This is a genomic window from Neomicrococcus lactis (assembly GCF_014200305.1).
Classification (GTDB): domain Bacteria; phylum Actinomycetota; class Actinomycetes; order Actinomycetales; family Micrococcaceae; genus Neomicrococcus; species Neomicrococcus lactis.
Map to the genome: position 1 here is coordinate 1409478 of NZ_JACHBL010000001.1, position 17912 is coordinate 1427389.

Below are 17912 nucleotides of genomic sequence, written 5' to 3' on the forward strand. Positions count from 1 at the left end.
ATGGCTTCTTTTCTCTACCGTCTAGGAAAGTTTGCTTACCGCAAGCGCTGGTTCGTGGTTTCCGCATGGCTTGTCGCGCTCCTAGCCATCGGCGGCAGCGCCGCAATGTTCATGGGCAAGCTGAGCAACGAATTCAGCATTCCAGGCACAGAAACACAGCGCACGCTGGACCGCCTCAAGCAGGAGATGCCCGAAGTCTCTGGAGGAAATGGTCGAATCGTCTTTGAGACAGCCAACGGTCAACCCTTTACAACTGCCCAACGTGAAGCCGCCGAGGACGCCGTCAAACAGCTCGACGAGCTCACTTTCGTGCGCAGCGCAATCGATCCTTTCAGCACTCAAGATGAGCTTGACTCAGCTGCACAGAAAGTAATTGATGGCCAAAAAGAACTCGACGATGCTCGCAAGAAGCTCGAAGACGGTCTGGCCCAACTCAACGACGGCAAGCAACAGTTGACTGACGGCCAAAAGAAGATCGATGACGGTCGTGCCCAGCTAGAAGACGCCACCCAACAGTGGAAGAGCGGTTCCCAGCAGCTCGCGGATGCTCGCGCACAGCTCGCTTCTGGACGCACTGAGCTAAATTCCGCAAAGGCCCAGCTGAAGGCGGGCCAGGAGAAGTTTGCGGCGGGCGAAAAGAAGCTTGCGGACGGCCAGAAGGAATACGACGCCGGGCTCGCGAAATTGCAGGCTGGCGAAAAGCAATTGAAGGACGCGCAGCAGACGATCGCCGCTAAGGAAAAAGAGCTTGCTGCAGGACAGAGCCAGTTTGATGCTGGCGTCCGCCAGCTCACCAGCGGTCTGGGAGTCTCGGAACTAAGCCAAGTTCCTGCCGCTATCACTTCAGCCGAGTCGCAACTTAGCGATGCGAAGAAGCAGGTTTCCGACGGTCAGGCACAGCTCAACGCCGCGAAGAAGGAACTCGATTCCAAAGCGGCTGCTCTGGCAACTCAAGAGACGCAACTAAAGGAATCCCTGACCAAGGTAACGGCCGGCCTTGAAGCCCTTGACTCGCAAGAAGACGCGATCAACGCCGATACCTCCCTCACCGCGGACCAGAAGGCTGCCGCTCTCGCCGAAATCCAGGCGAAGCGTCAAGAGCTCGAAGGTCAAAAGGCTCAGCTTGATGCCGGCCTTAAGCAAGTTGCTGACGGTAAGACACAGATTGCGGCTGCGCTCAAGCAGATCACTCAGAAGCAATCGGAACTAGATGCCGCACAAGCAAAGATTGCTGCTAGCGAAAAGAAGATCGCCACCGCGAAATCCGGCTATCAACAGCTAGTCTCGGCGAAGTCAACCATCGATTCTGGCAAGAAGCAGCTTGACGCCGGGAAAGCGACTTTAGCGACTAAGCAGAAGGAGCTGGACGCCGGTAAGGCAAAGCTAGAGACGGCCAAGCAACAGCTCGACGCCGGATATGCCGAAATTGCGGCGAACCGAACGAAGCTCGAACAAGCAGCAGCAAAGATCAGTTCAGGCGCCGCTTCTCTTGCTGAAGGCGAAAAGCTTCTTGCCGCAAATCAAGCCAAGGCAGACGCTGGCGCACAGAAGATTACTGATTCGAAGAAGCAGCTTGAGGCTGGACAAGCCGAGCTGGACAGCAAATCGGCCGAAATCCCCAAGGCTGAGGAGGAACTAGCGGAGGGCGAAGAAAGGCTTAAGACTGGCGAATCGGATCTGGCACTCGGGCAGCGAAAAGCCGAGTCCACCCATGGAATGCGCTTCGTTTCTGAAGACGGCAGTATTGCAGCCTCTCAGTTAAGTTTCACTTCCTCTGCCGATGCGCTCACGTCTGCGAACCGAGCAAAGATCCAAGAGATCGCAAACGCAGTCAATGCGGATGGTGTGAACGTCTACTATTCCAAGGAAATCGTCAGCGACTTGAATTCCATCTTTGGAATCGCTGAGATTTTGGGTCTTTTGATCGCAGCAGTTGTTCTGTTCGTCATGCTTGGAACTTTGGTTGCCGCTGGCCTTCCACTCTTGATGGCAGTGCTTGGCGTTGCGGCCGGCGTCGGTGGAACGCTTGCGTTCTCGTCATTGATTTCGATGGCGTCGATTACGCCTGCACTGGCACTCATGTTGGGTCTCGCTGTGGGAATCGACTATTCGCTCTTCATTGTTCACCGGCATAGGCGTCAACTGCTGTCCGGCATGGATATGGAAGAGTCAGTTGGCAGGGCTACTGGTACTTCTGGCAACGCTGTGGTGTTTGCTGGATTGACCGTAGTCATCGCACTCGCTGCCTTGGCTGTTCCAGGTCTGCCATTCCTCGCCGTTCTTGGAATTTCAGCAGCCGCCACAGTGACGATCGCTGTTTTGATTGCCTTGACGCTGACTCCAGCTCTGTTGGGAATTATCGGCAACCGCTTGGTCAGCAAGCGCGCTTGGGCCAAGGCAGCTAGCGCGGATGAGACACCTGCTCATGCTGAACAGCAGGCCACAGGTAGCCGAGGCTGGGGTGCACTTGTCACTCGCTTCCCCTGGGTTGCATTGGGCATTGGCGTAGTCCTACTTGGTCTTCTGGCTATTCCAGCGGCCAGCATGCGTACGGCTCTTCCGGACGGTTCCGCTGAACCGGCAGGCTCCAGTGCATTCACGGCTTACGAAAAGCTCGGTGACGCCTTCGGTGCAGGTTACAACGGTCCTATGTTGGTAGTCGCTGATTTGCCCGCCGGCCTTGACGACCGTGCGGCGGAGATCCAAACTCTTGATGTTGCCGATCAGATTCGTTCTATCCCTGGCGTTGTCGCCGCGGTTCCTGCTGGAACGAACGACGCTAAAACGATCGGAATCATTCAGGTCATTCCTCAGGCTGGCCCATCCTCCGCGGAAACCGAAACTTTGGTTCATACCATCCGTGACGAGGCGGCTTCTATTGAGGAAAATACCGGATCCCACATTGCTCTCGCGGGTCAGGTAGCAGCCCAGATCGATGTGTCTGAGCGACTAAATGAAGTGTTGCCGCTCTACCTCGGTATCGTTGTGGGCCTTTCACTGGTACTGCTATTGCTGGTCTTCCGTTCCGTCGTAGTGCCTCTCTTGGCCACCGCAGGCTTCCTGCTTTCACTGGCTGCTGCCTTTGGCGCGACCGTCGCGGTGTACCAGTGGGGTTGGCTCAGCGGCGTGTTTGACGTCAACGTTCCCGGCCCGATCATGAGCTTCATGCCAATCCTGTTGACAGGTATCCTGTTCGGCCTGGCGATGGACTACCAGGTGTTCTTGGTTTCTGGCATGAGGGAGTCTTTTGCCCACGGCCAGGACGCGCGTTTGGCGGTGCGAACCGGATTCGTCCATTCAGCACCTGTGGTGACGGCAGCTGCGCTGATCATGACCAGCGTCTTCGCCGGCTTCATCTTCAGCCACTTGACCATGATTCGCGCCATTGGCTTCTCCTTGGCGATCGGTGTACTTCTTGACGCTTTCGTAGTGCGCATGACCTTGACTCCGGCAATCATGCACCTGCTGGGTGATAAGGCTTGGTACATTCCACGCTGGCTGGACAAGATCTTGCCGGACGTTGACGTTGAAGGTGCCAAACTAGAAACTCGTCAGACCACTGCATCTCATCAGCTTGATGAGATGCAACTCGAGAACAGGACATGATCAACGCATGACGCAGACGGCACTCGCAGTCATCCTTGCTTCAACGAGCCCAGCTCGTTCTCGCATCCTCACCAACGCCTTGGTTCCGTTCACCGTGAGCCCGTCGGCGGTAGATGAAGAAGGAGAGCTTTCGCAGCTTATTGCCAAGAGCGGTAAGCCAAGCTCAGCAGAAGAAGCTGTCTTCCTCGCTGGGTTAAAAGCGGAGGCCGTGGCAAGAGACGCTGCGGGTGCCATCGTCATTGGTTGCGACTCCGTGTTTGAAGTCGATGGCGTGAGTTACGGGAAGCCGTACACGGTAGAAGAAACGGTGAATCGTTGGTCCATCATGAGCGGCAAGACCGGAACTCTTCACACCGGCCAAGTGGTCATTGATACTGCCAACGGCAATCGGCGCAGCGCGCGAGTAGTTTCGACAGAAGTAACCTTCACCGAGGTATCTCCGGAAGAAGCCCGTGCTTATGCCGAGACCGGAGAGCCTCTCCAGTGCGCTGGCGCCTTCACATTGGATGGGCGAGGCTCCGCATTTGTTGCGGGAATACAGGGTGATGCCAACGCCGTCATTGGCATTTCCACTGCCGCCTTGCGTGAACAATTTGCCGAGCTCGGTCACATGTTGCCACTGGCAGCCTTGTAGAACCCATACAAAAGCAAAACAAAATATCGACGCGAACGACGTGAATTACCGTGGGATTCACACAAAAGGGGTAGGCTCCCAATGTACTAAAAGAAGGAGCCTTCCCCTCGATGTCGTCATTGACCAAAGTTCTGATCGCTAACCGTGGCGAAATTGCCGTTCGTGTTATCCGGGCGGCCAAGGATGAAGGCATCGCCTCCGTCGCCGTATATGCAGATTCCGATCGCGATGCTTTGCACGCTCGACTTGCCGACGAAGCGTATGCGTTGAACGGCACCTCCGCTGCAGAGACCTACTTGGTGGGCGACAAGATCATCGAGATCGCTAAGCGATCCGGCGCCGACGCCATCCACCCGGGATACGGATTCCTTTCCGAGAACGCCGACTTCGCACAGCAGGTCATTGACGCCGGCCTCATCTGGATTGGCCCTTCCCCCGAAGCTATCTCGACTCTTGGAGACAAAGTTGCTGCGCGCCACATCGCCGGCAAAGTCGGCGCTCCTCTCGCGCCAGGCTCCCCTGGTCCCGTAGAAACCGTTGACGAAGTACTGAGCTTCGTTGATGAATTTGGTCTTCCCCTAGCTATCAAGGCTGCCTATGGCGGCGGCGGACGTGGCATCAAGGTGGCACGCACTCGCTCAGAAGTACCTGAGCTGTTTGAATCCGCAGTGCGCGAAGCCAAGGCAGCCTTCGGCCGCGGCGACTGCTTCGTAGAACGCTTCCTTGACGCACCGCGCCACGTCGAAACCCAATGTTTGGCAGATACGCACGGCAACGTCGTCGTGGTTTCTACCCGCGACTGCTCACTGCAGCGCCGCAACCAGAAGCTCGTAGAAGAGGCACCAGCTCCATTCTTGACGGATGACCAGCGCGAGCGGCTCTATGAGGCGTCCAAAGCGATTCTCAAGGAAGCAAAGTACACGGGCGCTGGCACATGCGAGTTCCTCATCGGCCAGGATGGCCTGATCACGTTTCTTGAGGTCAACACTCGACTTCAGGTAGAACACCCTGTCACCGAAGAAGTCACCGGAATTGACCTGGTACGTGAGCAGTTCCGCATCGCTCGCGGCGAAGAATTGGGCTACAAGGATCCTGAGATTCGTGGCCACTCCTTTGAGTTCCGCTTGAACGGTGAGGATCCAGGACGCTCGTTTATGCCGACTCCGGGCACCTTGACGAAGCTTGCGTTCCCGTCCGGCCCCGGCGTTCGAATTGATTCGGGCATCGAGCAGGGCGACACGGTATCCGGCAACTTTGACTCGATGATCGCGAAGATCATCGTTACCGGCCGAACCCGTAACGAAGCTGCCCAGCGCGCCCGCCGCGCTCTTGAGGAGTTGCAGGTCGAAGGTATGCCAACCGTGGCACCATTCCACCAAGCCGTCATGGCAGACCCTGCTTTTGTGCCGGAGGCTGATGATCAGCCGTTCTCCGTTCACACGCGTTGGATTGAGACCGAGTTCAAGAACACGATCCCGCCATTCTCAGTACTTGAAGCTGGCGAGGCCGAGGACGCTGAGTCGACGAAGTACACCGTGGAAGTTGGCGGAAAGCGCATCGAGGTGCTCTTGCCGGCTGCGCTCACTTCTGGTGTATCCATGAGCTCACGCAACAGCACCTCCAAGCCCGCCAAGAAGCGCAACTTCGGTGGACGCCGCGGAGGTGCCTCGTCTGGCGCTTCTGGCGACGATTTGAAGTCCCCTATGCAGGGAACCATCGTCAAGGTAGCCGTCAAGGACGGGGACACCGTCAAGGAAGGAGATCTGGTGCTGGTCCTTGAAGCTATGAAGATGGAGCAGCCATTGTCCGCTCACAAGGACGGTGTGGTGTCCGGCCTCGACGCGACTGTGGGATCCACCGTGAGCGCTGGAACGACGTTGGCGGTTATTCGCTAGTTCGAACGAATCTTGGCCTTCAGCGGCTCAAGAACTCGATACTTCGCGATTCCCTGAAGAGCGCCAACGTTGCCGCCCAGAATGCGGATGGCTCGCAGTCGTTGCGCCGATTTTTCCGGCCGCGGATCGAGTCCCTGAGGCAAGTACTTAGCGATTTCCGTCAGCGAGTACTTGACGCTTGGTCCGCTCATGCTCGTCCCCTTGTATTGGGTCCAGAGAAAGACACGCGCGTACTGTTGAATTCTCTGTTGCCTAAAAATACCCCGTCCGCCCTGACGCAACCGGTATTGCACTAGGGCGCGCGGTGCCGAAACTACTCGAACACCACTGAGCTGTACGCGCCATGAAAAATCCGTTTCCTCTGATCCGCCAGGGAAGTCTGGATTCATACCGCCAACACTGAAATAAGTGCTCTTTAGCGCTCCGAAGTTATTTCCCGCTACGGTTGGCAAGTAATTCGCGAAAGGGGCAGGTTTCCAATCAATCCGAGGAGTTTCATCCGTGAGCTGAGGGTCTTCCGGGACATCGTATGCCGCAAGCAGGTCTCGGCTATTAAATCGATCATGCCTTAACGCACCGGTGACCAACGCCCCGCCAGAATTCTCAACGGCATGACTCAATTCTGCGACCCAATTTTCATCCACGATGTCGTCTGAATCGCAAAAGAGAAGGATTTCCGCAGTCGAGGCTGCCGCTCCGACATTCCGTGCGTAGGAGGCACCTGGCTTTGCTGAAGAGTCGACGAACCTCAGTTTGAATGGCCAGTGTCGGTAGTTGGCACACTGGAGTGTGTTGTCGATACTGCCATTGTCACTAACGACGACGTCGAAAACCGGCGCATTCTTCTGAGTAGCCAATGCCTCAAGCTGCTCCGGCAATACACTTGCCACGTTGCGTGCTGGAATGATGACGCTGATTTCCACCATGTTGCGTAGTACCTATTCTTATTCGTTGCCGTCCGGCAAGTCCCGGACCCGTTTGGCAGGAGAACCGACATAGAGTCCGTGGTCTTCGCAATTCTTAGTGACCACTGAACCCGCGCCAATAATGCAGCCCTTTCCAATGGTCACTCCCGGCAAGATGATGGCGCCCGCACCAATCCATGTCCCATCGCCGACAGCGACGGGTTTGACGATCCCGTCACCTGCTCGTCTGTCAGGACTACCAATTTCATGAGTCACGGTGATAATCATGGTCCTTTGACCGATGTAGACGTTCTTACCGAGAGTCACTTTTCCATAATCAATAAACACACCCCGATTAACATAACAACCCTCCGAAAACACAAGCTCATCAGGTGAAACAATCTCGACGTTCGGCCCAATAAAGCCTGATTGGAATTGTTGGTACCCCATCCGAGCGAGGAGTCTTGTTCGCTTTGTGTTCGGGATAAGACTGGAGTAGGCAATGTTCCAACCCAGCCGCCGAATGAACCCTGCGCCGATGACCTTCTTCATGGTTGGGAACCTTTGTCTTCGTCATTCATTCCGACCCCGATCAGCGTCTGGGGAATACGTCCGAATACTTTGTATTGCGTCTTGCCAGCTATTAGTCCGGCTAAGATTGCTGCCCTAGATGAAAGTCCAGACCAATTTCTTTCCTTCTTACCGAGAGCCATCAAAATCGTGGAACCCGAAACTCGCACTAGCTCACGATGCACTCGCGGCATTGGCGATTCACTCCATGCTTCGTAACGGGTGGCGATGAGTGTGTGCGCTTTTGCCTGCCGGAAGGCTAGCTTTCGAATGAACTTGGAGTCCCACTTACCCCGGTAGCCGATTCTCACCGATGGTGCATTGGGATACGCGTAACCGGCCTTCCGAAGCCGGAATCCCAGATCGTTATCCTCGCCCGCTCCAAAGAACGACTGATCAAATCCCTGGACTTCCTGTAGTACTGACTTGGTCGCTCCAAAATTTCCACCCATAAGAACTGGAAATGCGCTTGACGCGGCGGCCACTGGCTCTTCGAAAACGGGTGAATCACCAAATTCGGCACGGATTTGGTCTACGGTCCCCTCGAACTGCTTGTCACTGAGCAGAATTGCCGCGCCATTCCAAACTGGTGAGCGTTCAAAGCACTGATTCCCGTGGCTGATCCACCATTGGGAAACCACATCGTCCGCATCGCAAAACATGATTCGATCGGCAATGCTACGGCTGACTCCAACATTGCGAGCATATGAGGCGCCTTGGTAGCTGTGAGCCTCTATCACTCGAAACGGCACGGAAGCGTGTTTGGCGAAGTTCTGGACGATTTCGCGGGACTTATCTGTTGAACCATTGTCGATAATCAAAACCTCGAACTTTGGTGCGTCCTTTTGCGTCTCCAGTGCTTCCAGCTGATCTGCAATAGTGCGTTCGGCATTAAAACACGGAATTACTACGCTCACTTTTGGTTCTTCCGAGGCACTCATACTTAGGATGATACTTGGAACTTTGGATTGACTTACACACTTTGCCTGAACGATACGCCTTACATCAGGAGCAGAATTTGAACCCTTTTCGGGCAATTTCTAACCATGCACTTTCATTGATCAGACGTGGCGAAAACGGCGTCATCTGGGCTGGCGATGGAAAACGCGGCGGGAATTACCTGTACGTGTGGTTACGCGCAGACTCTCGGCTAGCTAGCGGCCGCCGGACTCCGTTTCTGTACAAGGAAAATATGCGCGATTGGCTACAGGAGTTTCCTGCGCTCAAGGAACTAACCATCTCCCGCGAAGAGGTGAAATTCACGATGCCCCGTTTTAGCGAATGGCCGATCAACTACGGTGAGGATTTCACGGAGTCCGACCTCAATGAATTTCTCGAGAGACGACTCCTCAGTTCCGAAGCGTTTGGAGCAAAAATCTCAGCTGCATCGAGCGCGATCGACCAACATCAGTTGACGATCAACATACGACGAGGTGATTACTATTCAACGCCCTTTGAAGAAATTTACGGTATCGATATTGAGTCCTTTGTCGCTGAGGCAATAACCCACTTCGATCACTTCACAAGCATTCGGGTGATCTCCGACGATCTTGAGTGGTGCCGAACCCATTCAGATATGTTCCCCAGTAATCTTCCGATTCACTTCGGCGGGGTCACACCGGGCGTATTCGGTGATTTGGCTGCACTCGCTTGCTCCTCAAAACTGATTCTTCCGAATTCCACATTCTCTTATTGGGGTGGATTCCTTTCAGACCTTCTGAGCCAAAAAAGAAATAAAATCGTCGTGCCGGAGATCCATGAAAGGTATGTGGATGAAAGCCGCGCGTGGCCTCTACCTGCATGGTGGACGCGCGTGAATGCAATTAGCAGTTTGCACTCCGGTGCAATGCCCGATGAGCTAGATGACTAGAGCTAGCCTAGCCTGCTAGAAAGTTGCTTCAGCTGTTGAATTTCCTCCTTCAATTGACGCGACCCAAGGTCTAGGTGGGCATCGATTGAAGCCAGTCTGTACCGCCAGTCCAGGTGGTCTACCGCATGCTTTCGCAATACCGATGCTTTATCCTCACTCCAACTTTGAAGCCAAGAACGCACCTCACCGAGACCACGGCTTCGATCTAGCGCGTTCACATCGAATCTGCCAACCTCGGGTACAAGTGACCGGGAAGTCTCCGTGTTGGGAAATGCTCCACCGATTGCAGCCCCGCTAGCCAACGCATCTAACCATCGACCGGTGACATACTCCTTTGTAGGATGCGTGTATTTTGACCCATCCACCAGGTTCGAAAATGCGAGAACAGACTTAGTGGTTGCAAGCGCACGGTACAGGTTACGTTGAGATTCACTCTCATCACTGCCGAATGCGGGCCTGCCTGCGAAGTTGATGCCTAGCTGAGATGCGTCACTCAACGTAAGCACATCGTCGTCGTATTCCAGCGGTTGCCGTCCAACTCGCAACAAGTCAATGTGCTTTGAAGCAACCGAATACTCTGTGTTGATTCGAAGCGCATCCGTACCCCATGGGAGCACCCCCACACGATTACCGAAATGGGACTTCCAGTCAGGTACATCGTTGGAGTCAGTAACCCAGATCCAATCGATTCGCCTCGTCCCGCGAAGAGCTTTCGGAATGCGCTCATTCCAGAAACTATCGATGACCCAAACAGCTACTTGCTCGTACCTGCCCAACCACAGCGGATCTTCAAGCAGTGCAAAAAGTTGGCCCGGGACGCCAACGATCAAGAGCGCGCTTTTTCCCGAGTCCTTTCCCTTGTTGCGAGGAACCCCGGCTTTGGCCCAGAAGAGTCGGGAGACAGACTTCCTCGCTGGAACCGTGATGAGCTGCGCTGAGAATACTTCAGCGGCCAGCGTTGATAGGCGCTCGATTGGCCCCCAACCGCGAGTTGCATTTCCAACAGTGATCACATCTAGCGATTTTGGCAAAGCCTCCCCCATTCCTCGAACATGTCAAGGCTAAGCCCTCGCCCGATTCTCTAACCACGTTTCAGTATTCGGTTCTAACGGCAGCTCTATCAAATTCAAAGTGACTTCTCATGAAATCTAGGCCAATGCCAATCCAATAAATACACACCCCCCAGAATGACAAAAGTGGGTGTCTACTCTCAATAATAGAGAGTAGACACCCACTGTCTGACGATCGGTGCTAAGCCAAGTTGTCCTCAAACTCTTGATCGCGAGTCTCGCGAGTCATGAAGAGAGCAATGAGCGTGCAGATACCAGCCAATGCGAGATAAACGCCAACCCAGACCGTGTTTCCGCCGCCAGCCTGCCACAATGCGATGGCAACGAACGATGCCGGCGCTGCGCCAATGACGGACGACAGGTTGTAGGCAACGGCCGATCCGGTGTAGCGGACGTTGGTTGGGAACAGCTCGGGTAGGAAAGCGGCCATAGGGCCGAACGTTGAACCCATCAATGACATACCGATGATCAGACCAACCATTGCCGGAGCCTTGCCTGGTCCAAACATGGTTGTCCAGCTGCAGCCAAAGATCACGATGAGCACCGTGACGATGATCAAGAACTTCCGGCGACCCAGCTTTTCAGACAGCGGACCCGAGACCAGAGTGAAGATCGCGAAGAACACGACGCCGATAATCAGCATGGTAAGGAACTCTGGGCGTGCAATGCCCAGTCCAGGCACGAAGCCATCCGGGTTGAACGCCTTGCCGGCCTTAGCTGCTGCAGCGGCTGCCTGTTCAGGCGTGGCTGGTGAAGTTCCATAGGTCAATGTGAAGGAAGTCATCAAGTAGAACAGCACGTAGGTTGCAAACATGATGAACGTGCCAGCAAGCACAGCGCGCCAGTGGAGACGGAAGGTGTCCGCTACAGGGTTCTTAGAAACCTTGTCCTGCGCAATGACCTTCTGGAAAGAAGTCGATTCGACGAGACGGAGGCGTACCCACAGACCGATTGCGACCATGACAATGGAGAACCAGAACGGAACTCGCCAGCCCCAAGCCATGAATTGTTCTGCAGTCAGGCTGTTCTGGAGGAAGACGAACATCGTGTTAGCAATGATGAAGCCGAGAGGCGCACCGAGCTGCGGGAACGTGCCGTAGATGGCGCGCTTGTCGGCTGGAGCGTTTTCGATTGCCACCAAGGCTGCACCCGACCATTCGCCACCCAACGCAAGGCCCTGAGCAAAGCGCAGAAGCACCAAGAAGAGCGGTGCGAGGATAACCCAAGCGCCTTGAGCCGCCGGCAGGAATCCAATGAGGAAGGTTGCCAAGCCCATGGTGAGCAGCGATGCCACCAAGGTTCCCTTGCGGCCCAGCTTGTCGCCGAAGTGGCCAAAGAGCACTGAACCCAGCGGACGGGCGATAAACGCGACGCCGAAGATTGCGAACGCGCTCAGAATAGCGTTGATATTAGTTGCGTTCGGGAAGAACAGCGCGGGGAAGACCAGAACCGATGCCGTTGCATAGGCATAGAAATCATAAAATTCGATAGTGGTGCCGATGAGCGACGCAAAAAGAACGCGGGAACGCGTGTTTTGCCTCGCTGGCACTGCGTCAGTGACTGCCACTTTGTAGTTACCTTTCTCAAGCGCGAGTGTGCGCACTGAGGAATACTACGCCGTGGTAATAACGGAACTTCAGCGCCAACGAGAGATGTCCACTATTTGAGACAATGTCTCACAAGTGAACGTGCAACCTTCGCGCAGCTTCAGAAACAGATCCAGACAATGATGGATACACAGTGAAGGTCTCGGCAAGGTCATCCACGTGGAGTCGCTTGTGAACAGCGAGACTAATCGGGAAGATCAGTTCGGAGGCACGTGGCGCAACAACTACGCCGCCAATAACGGTTCCGGAGCCCCTGCGGGAAAAGATCTTCACGAAGCCTTCCGTTACGTTCATCATTTTGGCGCGAGCGTTCGTGGCCAGATCCAAACGTAGTACGTCGGCCTGGTAGACACCTTCAGCCACCTGCTTTTCGGTGACGCCAACGGTCGCGATTTCTGGCGACGTGAAGATGTTGGACGAAACTTCGTTGAGCTTGAGCGGACGAACGCCGTCGCCTAGCCAGTGAGCCATCGCGATCCGGCCTTGCATGGCCGCCACGGATGCCAAAGCAAATACGCCGGTGCAGTCGCCAGAAGCGTAGATGTTCGTTGCCGTGGTGCGGGAAACACCATCAACCTGGATGTAGCCAGCTTCATTGACCTGAACGCCAGCAGCTTCCAAGCCGAGCCCCTCGGTGTTAGGGATACCGCCAACAGCCAAGAGGCAGTGACTTGCTTCAAGGGTCCGGCCATCGCCGAGCGTTACCAACACGCCGTTCTCCGTGCGCTCCACCGCTTCAGCACGAGATTTGCTCACCACGTTGACGCCGTTGCGCTGGAAGACCTCTTCCAGAACTGCTGCGGCGTCCGGGTCCTCGCCCGGAAGCACGCGGTCGCGTGAAGACACCAGCGACACCTTGGTGCCCAAAAGGTTGTAGGCCGAGGCAAACTCGGCGCCGGTCACACCAGATCCAACCACTACAAGATGCTCAGGCACCTCAGTCATGTTGTAGACCTGAGTCCAGTTGAAGATGCGTTCCCCGTCTGGCTTAGCGGTCGGCAATTCGCGCGGGTGAGCACCCACGGCCAGCAAGATAGCGTCGGCCTTCAAGACCGTCGTGGAGCCATCGTGGCGGGTGACCTGTACTTCGGAAGAACCCAGAAGTTTTCCGTGACCGTCATAGATCTCCACGCCGTTGCGCTCCAGTGCCGCACGGATATCAGCAGACTGGGACGCCGCAAGATCCAAAAGACGGGAGTTCACCACGTCGAAGTCAGCCCAAGCGACCGCGTCCTTCTCGCCGGTGGCGGCGTTGCCAATATTGACACCCAGCTCACGCGCACTGTTCACACGTCGCATTGCATCCGCGGTGGCGATCAATGTCTTGGACGGAACAACGTCTGTGAGAACGGCCGCTCCGCCCATGCCACGGGCCTCCACGACGCTCACTTTGGCGCCGAGATGGGCTGCTACAAGCGCCGCCTCATAGCCGCCGGGGCCGCCGCCGATGATGACTAGATGCTTTTTGCTGATGTCCATATGGTTGGTCACGTTCCCATTCTTCACTAAAGCCACCAAAAGTTGCCATTCGCCAAGCCGCTACGCCTAAGTTCAGAATGCAAAAATCAAGTGGTGCCTGTAGGTTTTTGTATGTGAATAACGAACCGTTTGACCTTGCCCGCGACGCCGCCGATGCCATCGCGAAGATCACTGGAGTAGCTACCCACGATATTTCCCTCACTCTGGGATCAGGCTGGGGCGGAGCCGCTGACCTTATTGGTGAAACCACGCACGAGTTCGCGGCCGCTGATATCCCTGGATTCTTCTCTCCTGCCGTCCACGGCCATGGTGGAACTATTCGCTCGATTCTCACCGAGAGCGGAAAGCGCGTGCTCGTTATTGGCGCCCGCACGCACTTCTACGAGGGCAAAGGCGTTCGCGCCGTCGCCCACGGTGTCCGTGTTGCGGCCGCTGCCGGTTGCAAGATCGCAGTCCTGACCAACGGCTGTGGTGGCTTGAATCCCAATTGGGCACCCGGCACCCCCGTGCTCATCAAGGACCACATCAATCTCACGGCTTCGTCCCCGCTCGAGGGCGCTACGTTCGTGGATCTTACGGACCTTTATTCCTCACGCATTCGCGAGATCGCCAAGACTGTCGACAGCTCCCTCGACGAAGGCGTCTACGCACAGTTCACGGGACCTCACTACGAGACCCCGTCAGAAGTGCAGTACGCGAAAATCATCGGCGCCGATCTAGTGGGCATGTCTACCGCTCTCGAAGCAATCGCTGCCCGCCACGCTGGCATGGAGGTCTTTGGCATCTCACTCGTGACCAACCTTGCTGCCGGCATTAGTGATCAGCCGTTGAGCCACGAAGAAGTACTTGAAGCTGGACAGGCCGCTGGACCAAGGATTTCTCAATTGCTCGCCAACATCGTTGGTCAGCTTTAGGCCCTTTCACTCCCCCACCAAGAAAGTTTCAAGGACATGAATTCCCATTCCACTCGCGAAGCACTGCTGCAGCGAGCGCGGGTCTGGGCCGCTGAAGACCCAGACCCTCAGACACAACAGGAACTTCTTGACCTCCTCGCAGGTCTTGAGAATCCGGACGCCTCTCTCGAAGAGCTCGAGGACCGCTTCGCCGGCACCCTCGAGTTCGGCACCGCCGGATTGCGCGCCGCCCTTGGTGCCGGTCCTATGCGCATGAACCGAGTCGTGGTCCGCCGCACCGCAGCTGGCCTCGCTCGATTCCTCGCAACGAAGGCTGGAAGCGCGTATGTACCGCGCGTCGTCGTAGGTTACGACGCTCGCCACAACTCGCTGGAATTTGCAAAAGACTCGGCAGCCGTCTTTACCGCGCACGGGTTCGAGACGTTCTTAATGCCATCTGCGTTGCCAACGCCCGTGCTCGCTTTCGCAGTGCGCCACCTTGATGCCGACTGTGGCGTCATGGTGACCGCTTCGCACAATCCTCCACAGGACAACGGCTACAAGGTGTACCTCGGCGGCCGGGTTGTCACGGACGCTGGGCAAGGCGCTCAGATCGTTTCGCCGCTGGATCAAGAGATCGCCGCGGCCATCGATTACTCCACTCCGCTCTCGAGCATCGAGTTGGCAGATTCGGGATGGACGGTACTTCCAGGCAAGGGAGAGGACGACGACGTCGCCGCGACTTACGCGCGCGCCGTTGCGGACGCCGTGGCTCAGAAGGTGACGGATGAGCCTTCTGACAAGTACTTGCCCATTGTCCTCACTCCCCTACATGGTGTGGGTGGCGAAACGATGGAGAGCGTCCTCCGCGGCGCTGGATTCACGAATCTTCATGTGGTTCAAGAGCAATCTGCTCCTGACCCTGATTTCCCGACCGTGACCTTCCCAAATCCGGAAGAGGCCGGCGCCATTGATATGGCTCTCGAGCTTGCGGATCGTGTCGATGCCGCGCTGGTGATTGCCAATGATCCGGACGCAGACCGTTGTGCTGTGGCGATTAAGTCGACTGACGGATGGCGCATGCTTCGCGGTGACGAGTTGGGATCCGTGCTCGGCAACTTCCTCGCCACGAGTCTGGCCGACTCCGCCGAAGGCGCTGTGTTCGCCAACTCGATTGTGTCGTCCCGCCGCCTTGCAGGCATCGCTGCCGCGCACAACATTGCTCACAGCAACACGCTGACGGGCTTCAAGTGGATTTCCCGTGTCCCAGGGCTGACTTTCGGCTACGAAGAGGCGCTAGGCTATTGCGTGGCGCCTGAATTGGTTCGTGACAAGGACGGCATTTCGGCCGGATTGCTCGTGGCCGAAATCGCCGCTCGCCGCCATGCCAAGGGTGAGAACTTGCAGCAGGACCTTGACGATCTCGACCTCAAGTACGGTCTATACGCTACGGACCAGTTGTCCGTCCGTGTGAGCTCGTTAGACTTGATCGGCGCCATGATGGGACGCATTCGCGCGCAGGCGCCTGAGTCCTTGGGAGGTTCCCCTGTTGACTCCGTAATTGACTTGTCCCTCCCCGGCGGCGACCTACCTCCGACAGATGGCGTCTTGTTTGCCACGGCGGATGACACACGAGTCATCATTCGTCCGTCTGGCACAGAGCCCAAGCTGAAGTGCTACTTGGAAGTTCATTTGAACGCCGATGCACCAGGAACGCTTGACGAGCAGCGTCTAGCCGCGCAGGAACGCCTAGCGGAGGTTCGTAACGACGTCAGCGAAGCACTCGGACTGTAGAGCCCGCGGCTTCTCGACCATTTCATCCCTCAACTACAGGACAGCAACAATGACTATTTCTCCCGCCGCAGAGCTTTCGGCAGCCGAGCTCGCTCAAATGATTGACCACACGCTTCTCAAGCAGAATTCCTCCCGGGACGACATCCTGCGAGTCTGCGATGAAGCGCGCGAATTCAAGTTCAAATCCGTGTGCGTAAATCCTTTGTGGGTTTCCACCGTCAGCGAAGCTTTGGAAGGTAGCGGCGTCCTTACCTGCTCCGTCATTGGATTCCCATTCGGTGCCTCCCCGACGGCCGTCAAGGTGTTCGAAACGAAGCAGGCCATCGCTGATGGTGCGAACGAGATCGACATGGTCATCGACATTGCCTCTGCCATCCGCGGAGATCGCGACGCTTTGGTTGCTGACATCTCCGCTATCGCTGCGGCCGCTCATGAGGGCAACGCCATTCTCAAGGTGATCTTGGAAACGTCCATGCTTGACGACGCCGCCAAAGTACTCGCTTGCGAAGCATCCGTCGAAGCGAAGGCAGATTTCGTGAAGACCAGCACTGGTTTCGGTGGCGGCGGCGCGACGGTTGAAGACGTTGCTTTGATGCGCAAGACGGTCGGACCGACCCTGGGTGTGAAGGCATCCGGTGGTGTGCGTTCCCGCGAGGATGCGCTCAACATGATCAAAGCTGGCGCAACAAGGCTCGGTGCTAGCTCAGGAATTGCTATTGTTAGAGGAGAACTGGGCGAAAGCTCGTACTAGTCGTAGCTCGTCCAGATTCAGTCGCACCTTCAGGAGGAAAAGTGTATTCACAGGGTAAGAACAAGGCCTACTCGGGTCAGGGCAACTTCGCAGGTAATTTCCTGACGCTGATTGTCGTCTTTGTGCTTTTCGCAGCTGCAATCTTCATGACCACGTTTTGGACTCTCTCCAACGCATGGTGGCCAACCATTGCACTGTTGGTGTTAGTTTTGATCGCACTCATTGTCCCCCAGCACATCCTGGGTCGCTCGGATGCTCACCCGGACAAGACGGCGAATGAGAACTTCGCCCGCGCTTCTGTGGATGCTGAATACCGCGACGCTATCAACGCTGAGTCGTCCAAGCACTAATTCGTCTTAACGGCCCTTTCGTAATAAGCTTTACACTGTAAATCACGCAAGTTAATCACTTTAAGCACGACTGGAGGAATCATGCGACTCTTCACATTCATTGCAGGTGCAGTAGCGGGATATATTTTCGGAACCCGTCAGGGCCGGGAATCGTACGAGAACATGAAGTCTAAAGCGAAGCAGATGTGGGAAGACCCTCAGACGCAGCAGAAGATCACAGAGTTCACGGATAAGGTCAAAGAAAAGGCGCCTGAAGTCAGCGCAGCCGTTTCTTCGGCCGCATCCAAGGTGACCACTCAGGTCAAGGAGAAGGTCTCGCACTCGGACAACGCCGAGAAGGATGTTCCGGTTGCAGATGACGTCATCTCTGACCCAGCTCAGGATGACCAAGTTGGATCTGACTGGGCCGCCGAAGGTGGATCCCCTCGTCCTCAGCAGTAGGCGAGAGTCCCTCCAGGACTAATGGAGTTTCTCAAGGAGCTGGTGTC

15 protein-coding genes are annotated in these 17912 nt (G+C 56.0%); 10 read left to right on the plus strand and 5 right to left on the minus strand.

Annotation, left to right across the window (positions count from 1 at the left end; translation table 11 throughout):
- The 3 genes from BKA12_RS06430 (at window position 1) to BKA12_RS06440 (ending at window position 6135) form a co-directional block, all read left to right on the plus strand.
- Window positions 1-3606 carry an MMPL family transporter gene (locus BKA12_RS06430; RefSeq protein ID WP_246361613.1) on the plus strand — a complete coding sequence of 1202 codons (3606 nt, stop codon included), beginning with the start codon at window positions 1-3 and terminating at the stop codon, window positions 3604-3606.
- Window positions 3607-3613: 7 nt separating this feature from the next.
- The gene (locus tag BKA12_RS06435) at window positions 3614-4240 is read left to right on the plus strand and encodes a Maf family protein (protein ID WP_183641596.1); all 627 of its coding nucleotides are present in this window, start codon (window positions 3614-3616) and stop codon (window positions 4238-4240) included.
- A 110-nt stretch (window positions 4241-4350) separates the two neighbouring features.
- On the plus strand, window positions 4351-6135 hold the full coding sequence (locus BKA12_RS06440) for an acetyl/propionyl/methylcrotonyl-CoA carboxylase subunit alpha (protein WP_183641598.1): 1785 nt from the start codon (window positions 4351-4353) through the stop codon (window positions 6133-6135).
- Here BKA12_RS06440 and BKA12_RS06445 read toward each other — a convergent pair.
- Genes BKA12_RS06445 through BKA12_RS06455 form a run of 3 tightly spaced genes read right to left on the minus strand, consistent with a single transcriptional unit; the run spans window position 6132 to window position 8551 of the window.
- The gene (locus BKA12_RS06445) at window positions 6132-7061 is read right to left on the minus strand and encodes a glycosyltransferase family 2 protein (protein ID WP_183641600.1); all 930 of its coding nucleotides are present in this window, start codon (window positions 7059-7061) and stop codon (window positions 6132-6134) included. The two genes, BKA12_RS06440 and BKA12_RS06445, sit on opposite strands and share 4 nt — an antisense overlap.
- An 18-nt stretch (window positions 7062-7079) precedes the next feature.
- The gene (locus tag BKA12_RS12500; protein WP_183641602.1) at window positions 7080-7592 is read right to left on the minus strand and encodes an acyltransferase; all 513 of its coding nucleotides are present in this window, start codon (window positions 7590-7592) and stop codon (window positions 7080-7082) included.
- Window positions 7589-8551, minus strand: coding sequence for a glycosyltransferase family 2 protein (locus tag BKA12_RS06455; RefSeq protein ID WP_183641604.1), 963 nt, complete (start codon window positions 8549-8551; stop codon window positions 7589-7591). The genes BKA12_RS12500 and BKA12_RS06455 overlap by 4 nt, the downstream gene beginning before the upstream one ends.
- 14 nt (window positions 8552-8565) lie before the next feature.
- On the opposite strand from BKA12_RS06455, the gene BKA12_RS06460 reads away from it, so the two are divergent.
- Together BKA12_RS06460 and BKA12_RS06465 are read left to right on the plus strand one after the other, a co-directional pair.
- On the plus strand, window positions 8566-9480 hold the full coding sequence (locus tag BKA12_RS06460) for an alpha-1,2-fucosyltransferase (RefSeq protein ID WP_183641606.1): 915 nt from the start codon (window positions 8566-8568) through the stop codon (window positions 9478-9480).
- 635 nt (window positions 9481-10115) lie between these two features.
- Complete coding sequence (locus tag BKA12_RS06465; RefSeq protein ID WP_183641608.1) at window positions 10116-10418, plus strand: hypothetical protein; 303 nt, start codon at window positions 10116-10118, stop codon at window positions 10416-10418.
- A gap of 313 nt (window positions 10419-10731) precedes the next feature.
- Here BKA12_RS06465 and BKA12_RS06470 read toward each other — a convergent pair whose 3' ends face one another.
- Both BKA12_RS06470 and BKA12_RS06475 read right to left on the minus strand, forming a co-directional pair.
- Window positions 10732-12117 carry an MFS transporter gene (locus BKA12_RS06470; protein WP_183644685.1) on the minus strand — a complete coding sequence of 462 codons (1386 nt, stop codon included), beginning with the start codon at window positions 12115-12117 and terminating at the stop codon, window positions 10732-10734.
- Window positions 12118-12226: 109 nt separating this feature from the next.
- Window positions 12227-13648, minus strand: a complete 1422-nt coding sequence (locus BKA12_RS06475) for an NAD(P)H-quinone dehydrogenase (protein WP_420826508.1) — start codon at window positions 13646-13648, stop codon at window positions 12227-12229.
- Window positions 13649-13713: 65 nt separating this feature from the next.
- On the opposite strand from BKA12_RS06475, the gene BKA12_RS06480 reads away from it, so the two are divergent.
- From BKA12_RS06480 to BKA12_RS06500, 5 genes are all read left to right on the plus strand, one after another.
- A complete protein-coding gene (locus BKA12_RS06480; RefSeq protein ID WP_183641610.1) occupies window positions 13714-14550 on the plus strand; it encodes a purine-nucleoside phosphorylase in 837 nt (278 codons plus the stop codon).
- Between the two features lie 36 nt (window positions 14551-14586).
- Complete coding sequence (locus BKA12_RS06485; protein ID WP_183641612.1) at window positions 14587-16323, plus strand: phospho-sugar mutase; 1737 nt, start codon at window positions 14587-14589, stop codon at window positions 16321-16323.
- A 49-nt stretch (window positions 16324-16372) separates the two neighbouring features.
- The gene (deoC, locus tag BKA12_RS06490) at window positions 16373-17074 is read left to right on the plus strand and encodes a deoxyribose-phosphate aldolase (protein WP_183641615.1); all 702 of its coding nucleotides are present in this window, start codon (window positions 16373-16375) and stop codon (window positions 17072-17074) included.
- Between the two features lie 41 nt (window positions 17075-17115).
- Window positions 17116-17424, plus strand: coding sequence for a hypothetical protein (locus BKA12_RS06495; protein ID WP_183641617.1), 309 nt, complete (start codon window positions 17116-17118; stop codon window positions 17422-17424).
- Window positions 17425-17505: 81 nt separating this feature from the next.
- Window positions 17506-17865, plus strand: coding sequence for a YtxH domain-containing protein (locus BKA12_RS06500; protein WP_183641618.1), 360 nt, complete (start codon window positions 17506-17508; stop codon window positions 17863-17865).
- Window positions 17866-17912 lie beyond the last annotated feature (47 nt).

What these genes read in the sequence shown, in the direction of transcription:
- BKA12_RS06465 (WP_183641608.1), top strand. Translation starts at nt 10,116, where the DNA reads ATGGGACTTCCAGTCAGGTACATCGTTGGAGTCAGTAACCCAGATCCA.
- BKA12_RS06485 (WP_183641612.1), top strand. Translation starts at nt 14,587, where the DNA reads ATGAATTCCCATTCCACTCGCGAAGCACTGCTGCAGCGAGCGCGGGTC.
- BKA12_RS06440 (WP_183641598.1), top strand. Translation starts at nt 4,351, where the DNA reads ATGTCGTCATTGACCAAAGTTCTGATCGCTAACCGTGGCGAAATTGCC.
- BKA12_RS06480 (WP_183641610.1), top strand. Translation starts at nt 13,714, where the DNA reads ATGCAAAAATCAAGTGGTGCCTGTAGGTTTTTGTATGTGAATAACGAA.
- BKA12_RS06500 (WP_183641618.1), top strand. Translation starts at nt 17,506, where the DNA reads ATGCGACTCTTCACATTCATTGCAGGTGCAGTAGCGGGATATATTTTC.
- BKA12_RS06455 (WP_183641604.1), bottom strand. Translation starts at nt 8,551, where the DNA reads ATGAGTGCCTCGGAAGAACCAAAAGTGAGCGTAGTAATTCCGTGTTTT.
- BKA12_RS06445 (WP_183641600.1), bottom strand. Translation starts at nt 7,061, where the DNA reads ATGGTGGAAATCAGCGTCATCATTCCAGCACGCAACGTGGCAAGTGTA.
- BKA12_RS06430 (WP_246361613.1), top strand. Translation starts at nt 1, where the DNA reads ATGGCTTCTTTTCTCTACCGTCTAGGAAAGTTTGCTTACCGCAAGCGC.
- BKA12_RS12500 (WP_183641602.1), bottom strand. Translation starts at nt 7,592, where the DNA reads ATGAAGAAGGTCATCGGCGCAGGGTTCATTCGGCGGCTGGGTTGGAAC.
- BKA12_RS06435 (WP_183641596.1), top strand. Translation starts at nt 3,614, where the DNA reads ATGACGCAGACGGCACTCGCAGTCATCCTTGCTTCAACGAGCCCAGCT.
- deoC (WP_183641615.1), top strand. Translation starts at nt 16,373, where the DNA reads ATGACTATTTCTCCCGCCGCAGAGCTTTCGGCAGCCGAGCTCGCTCAA.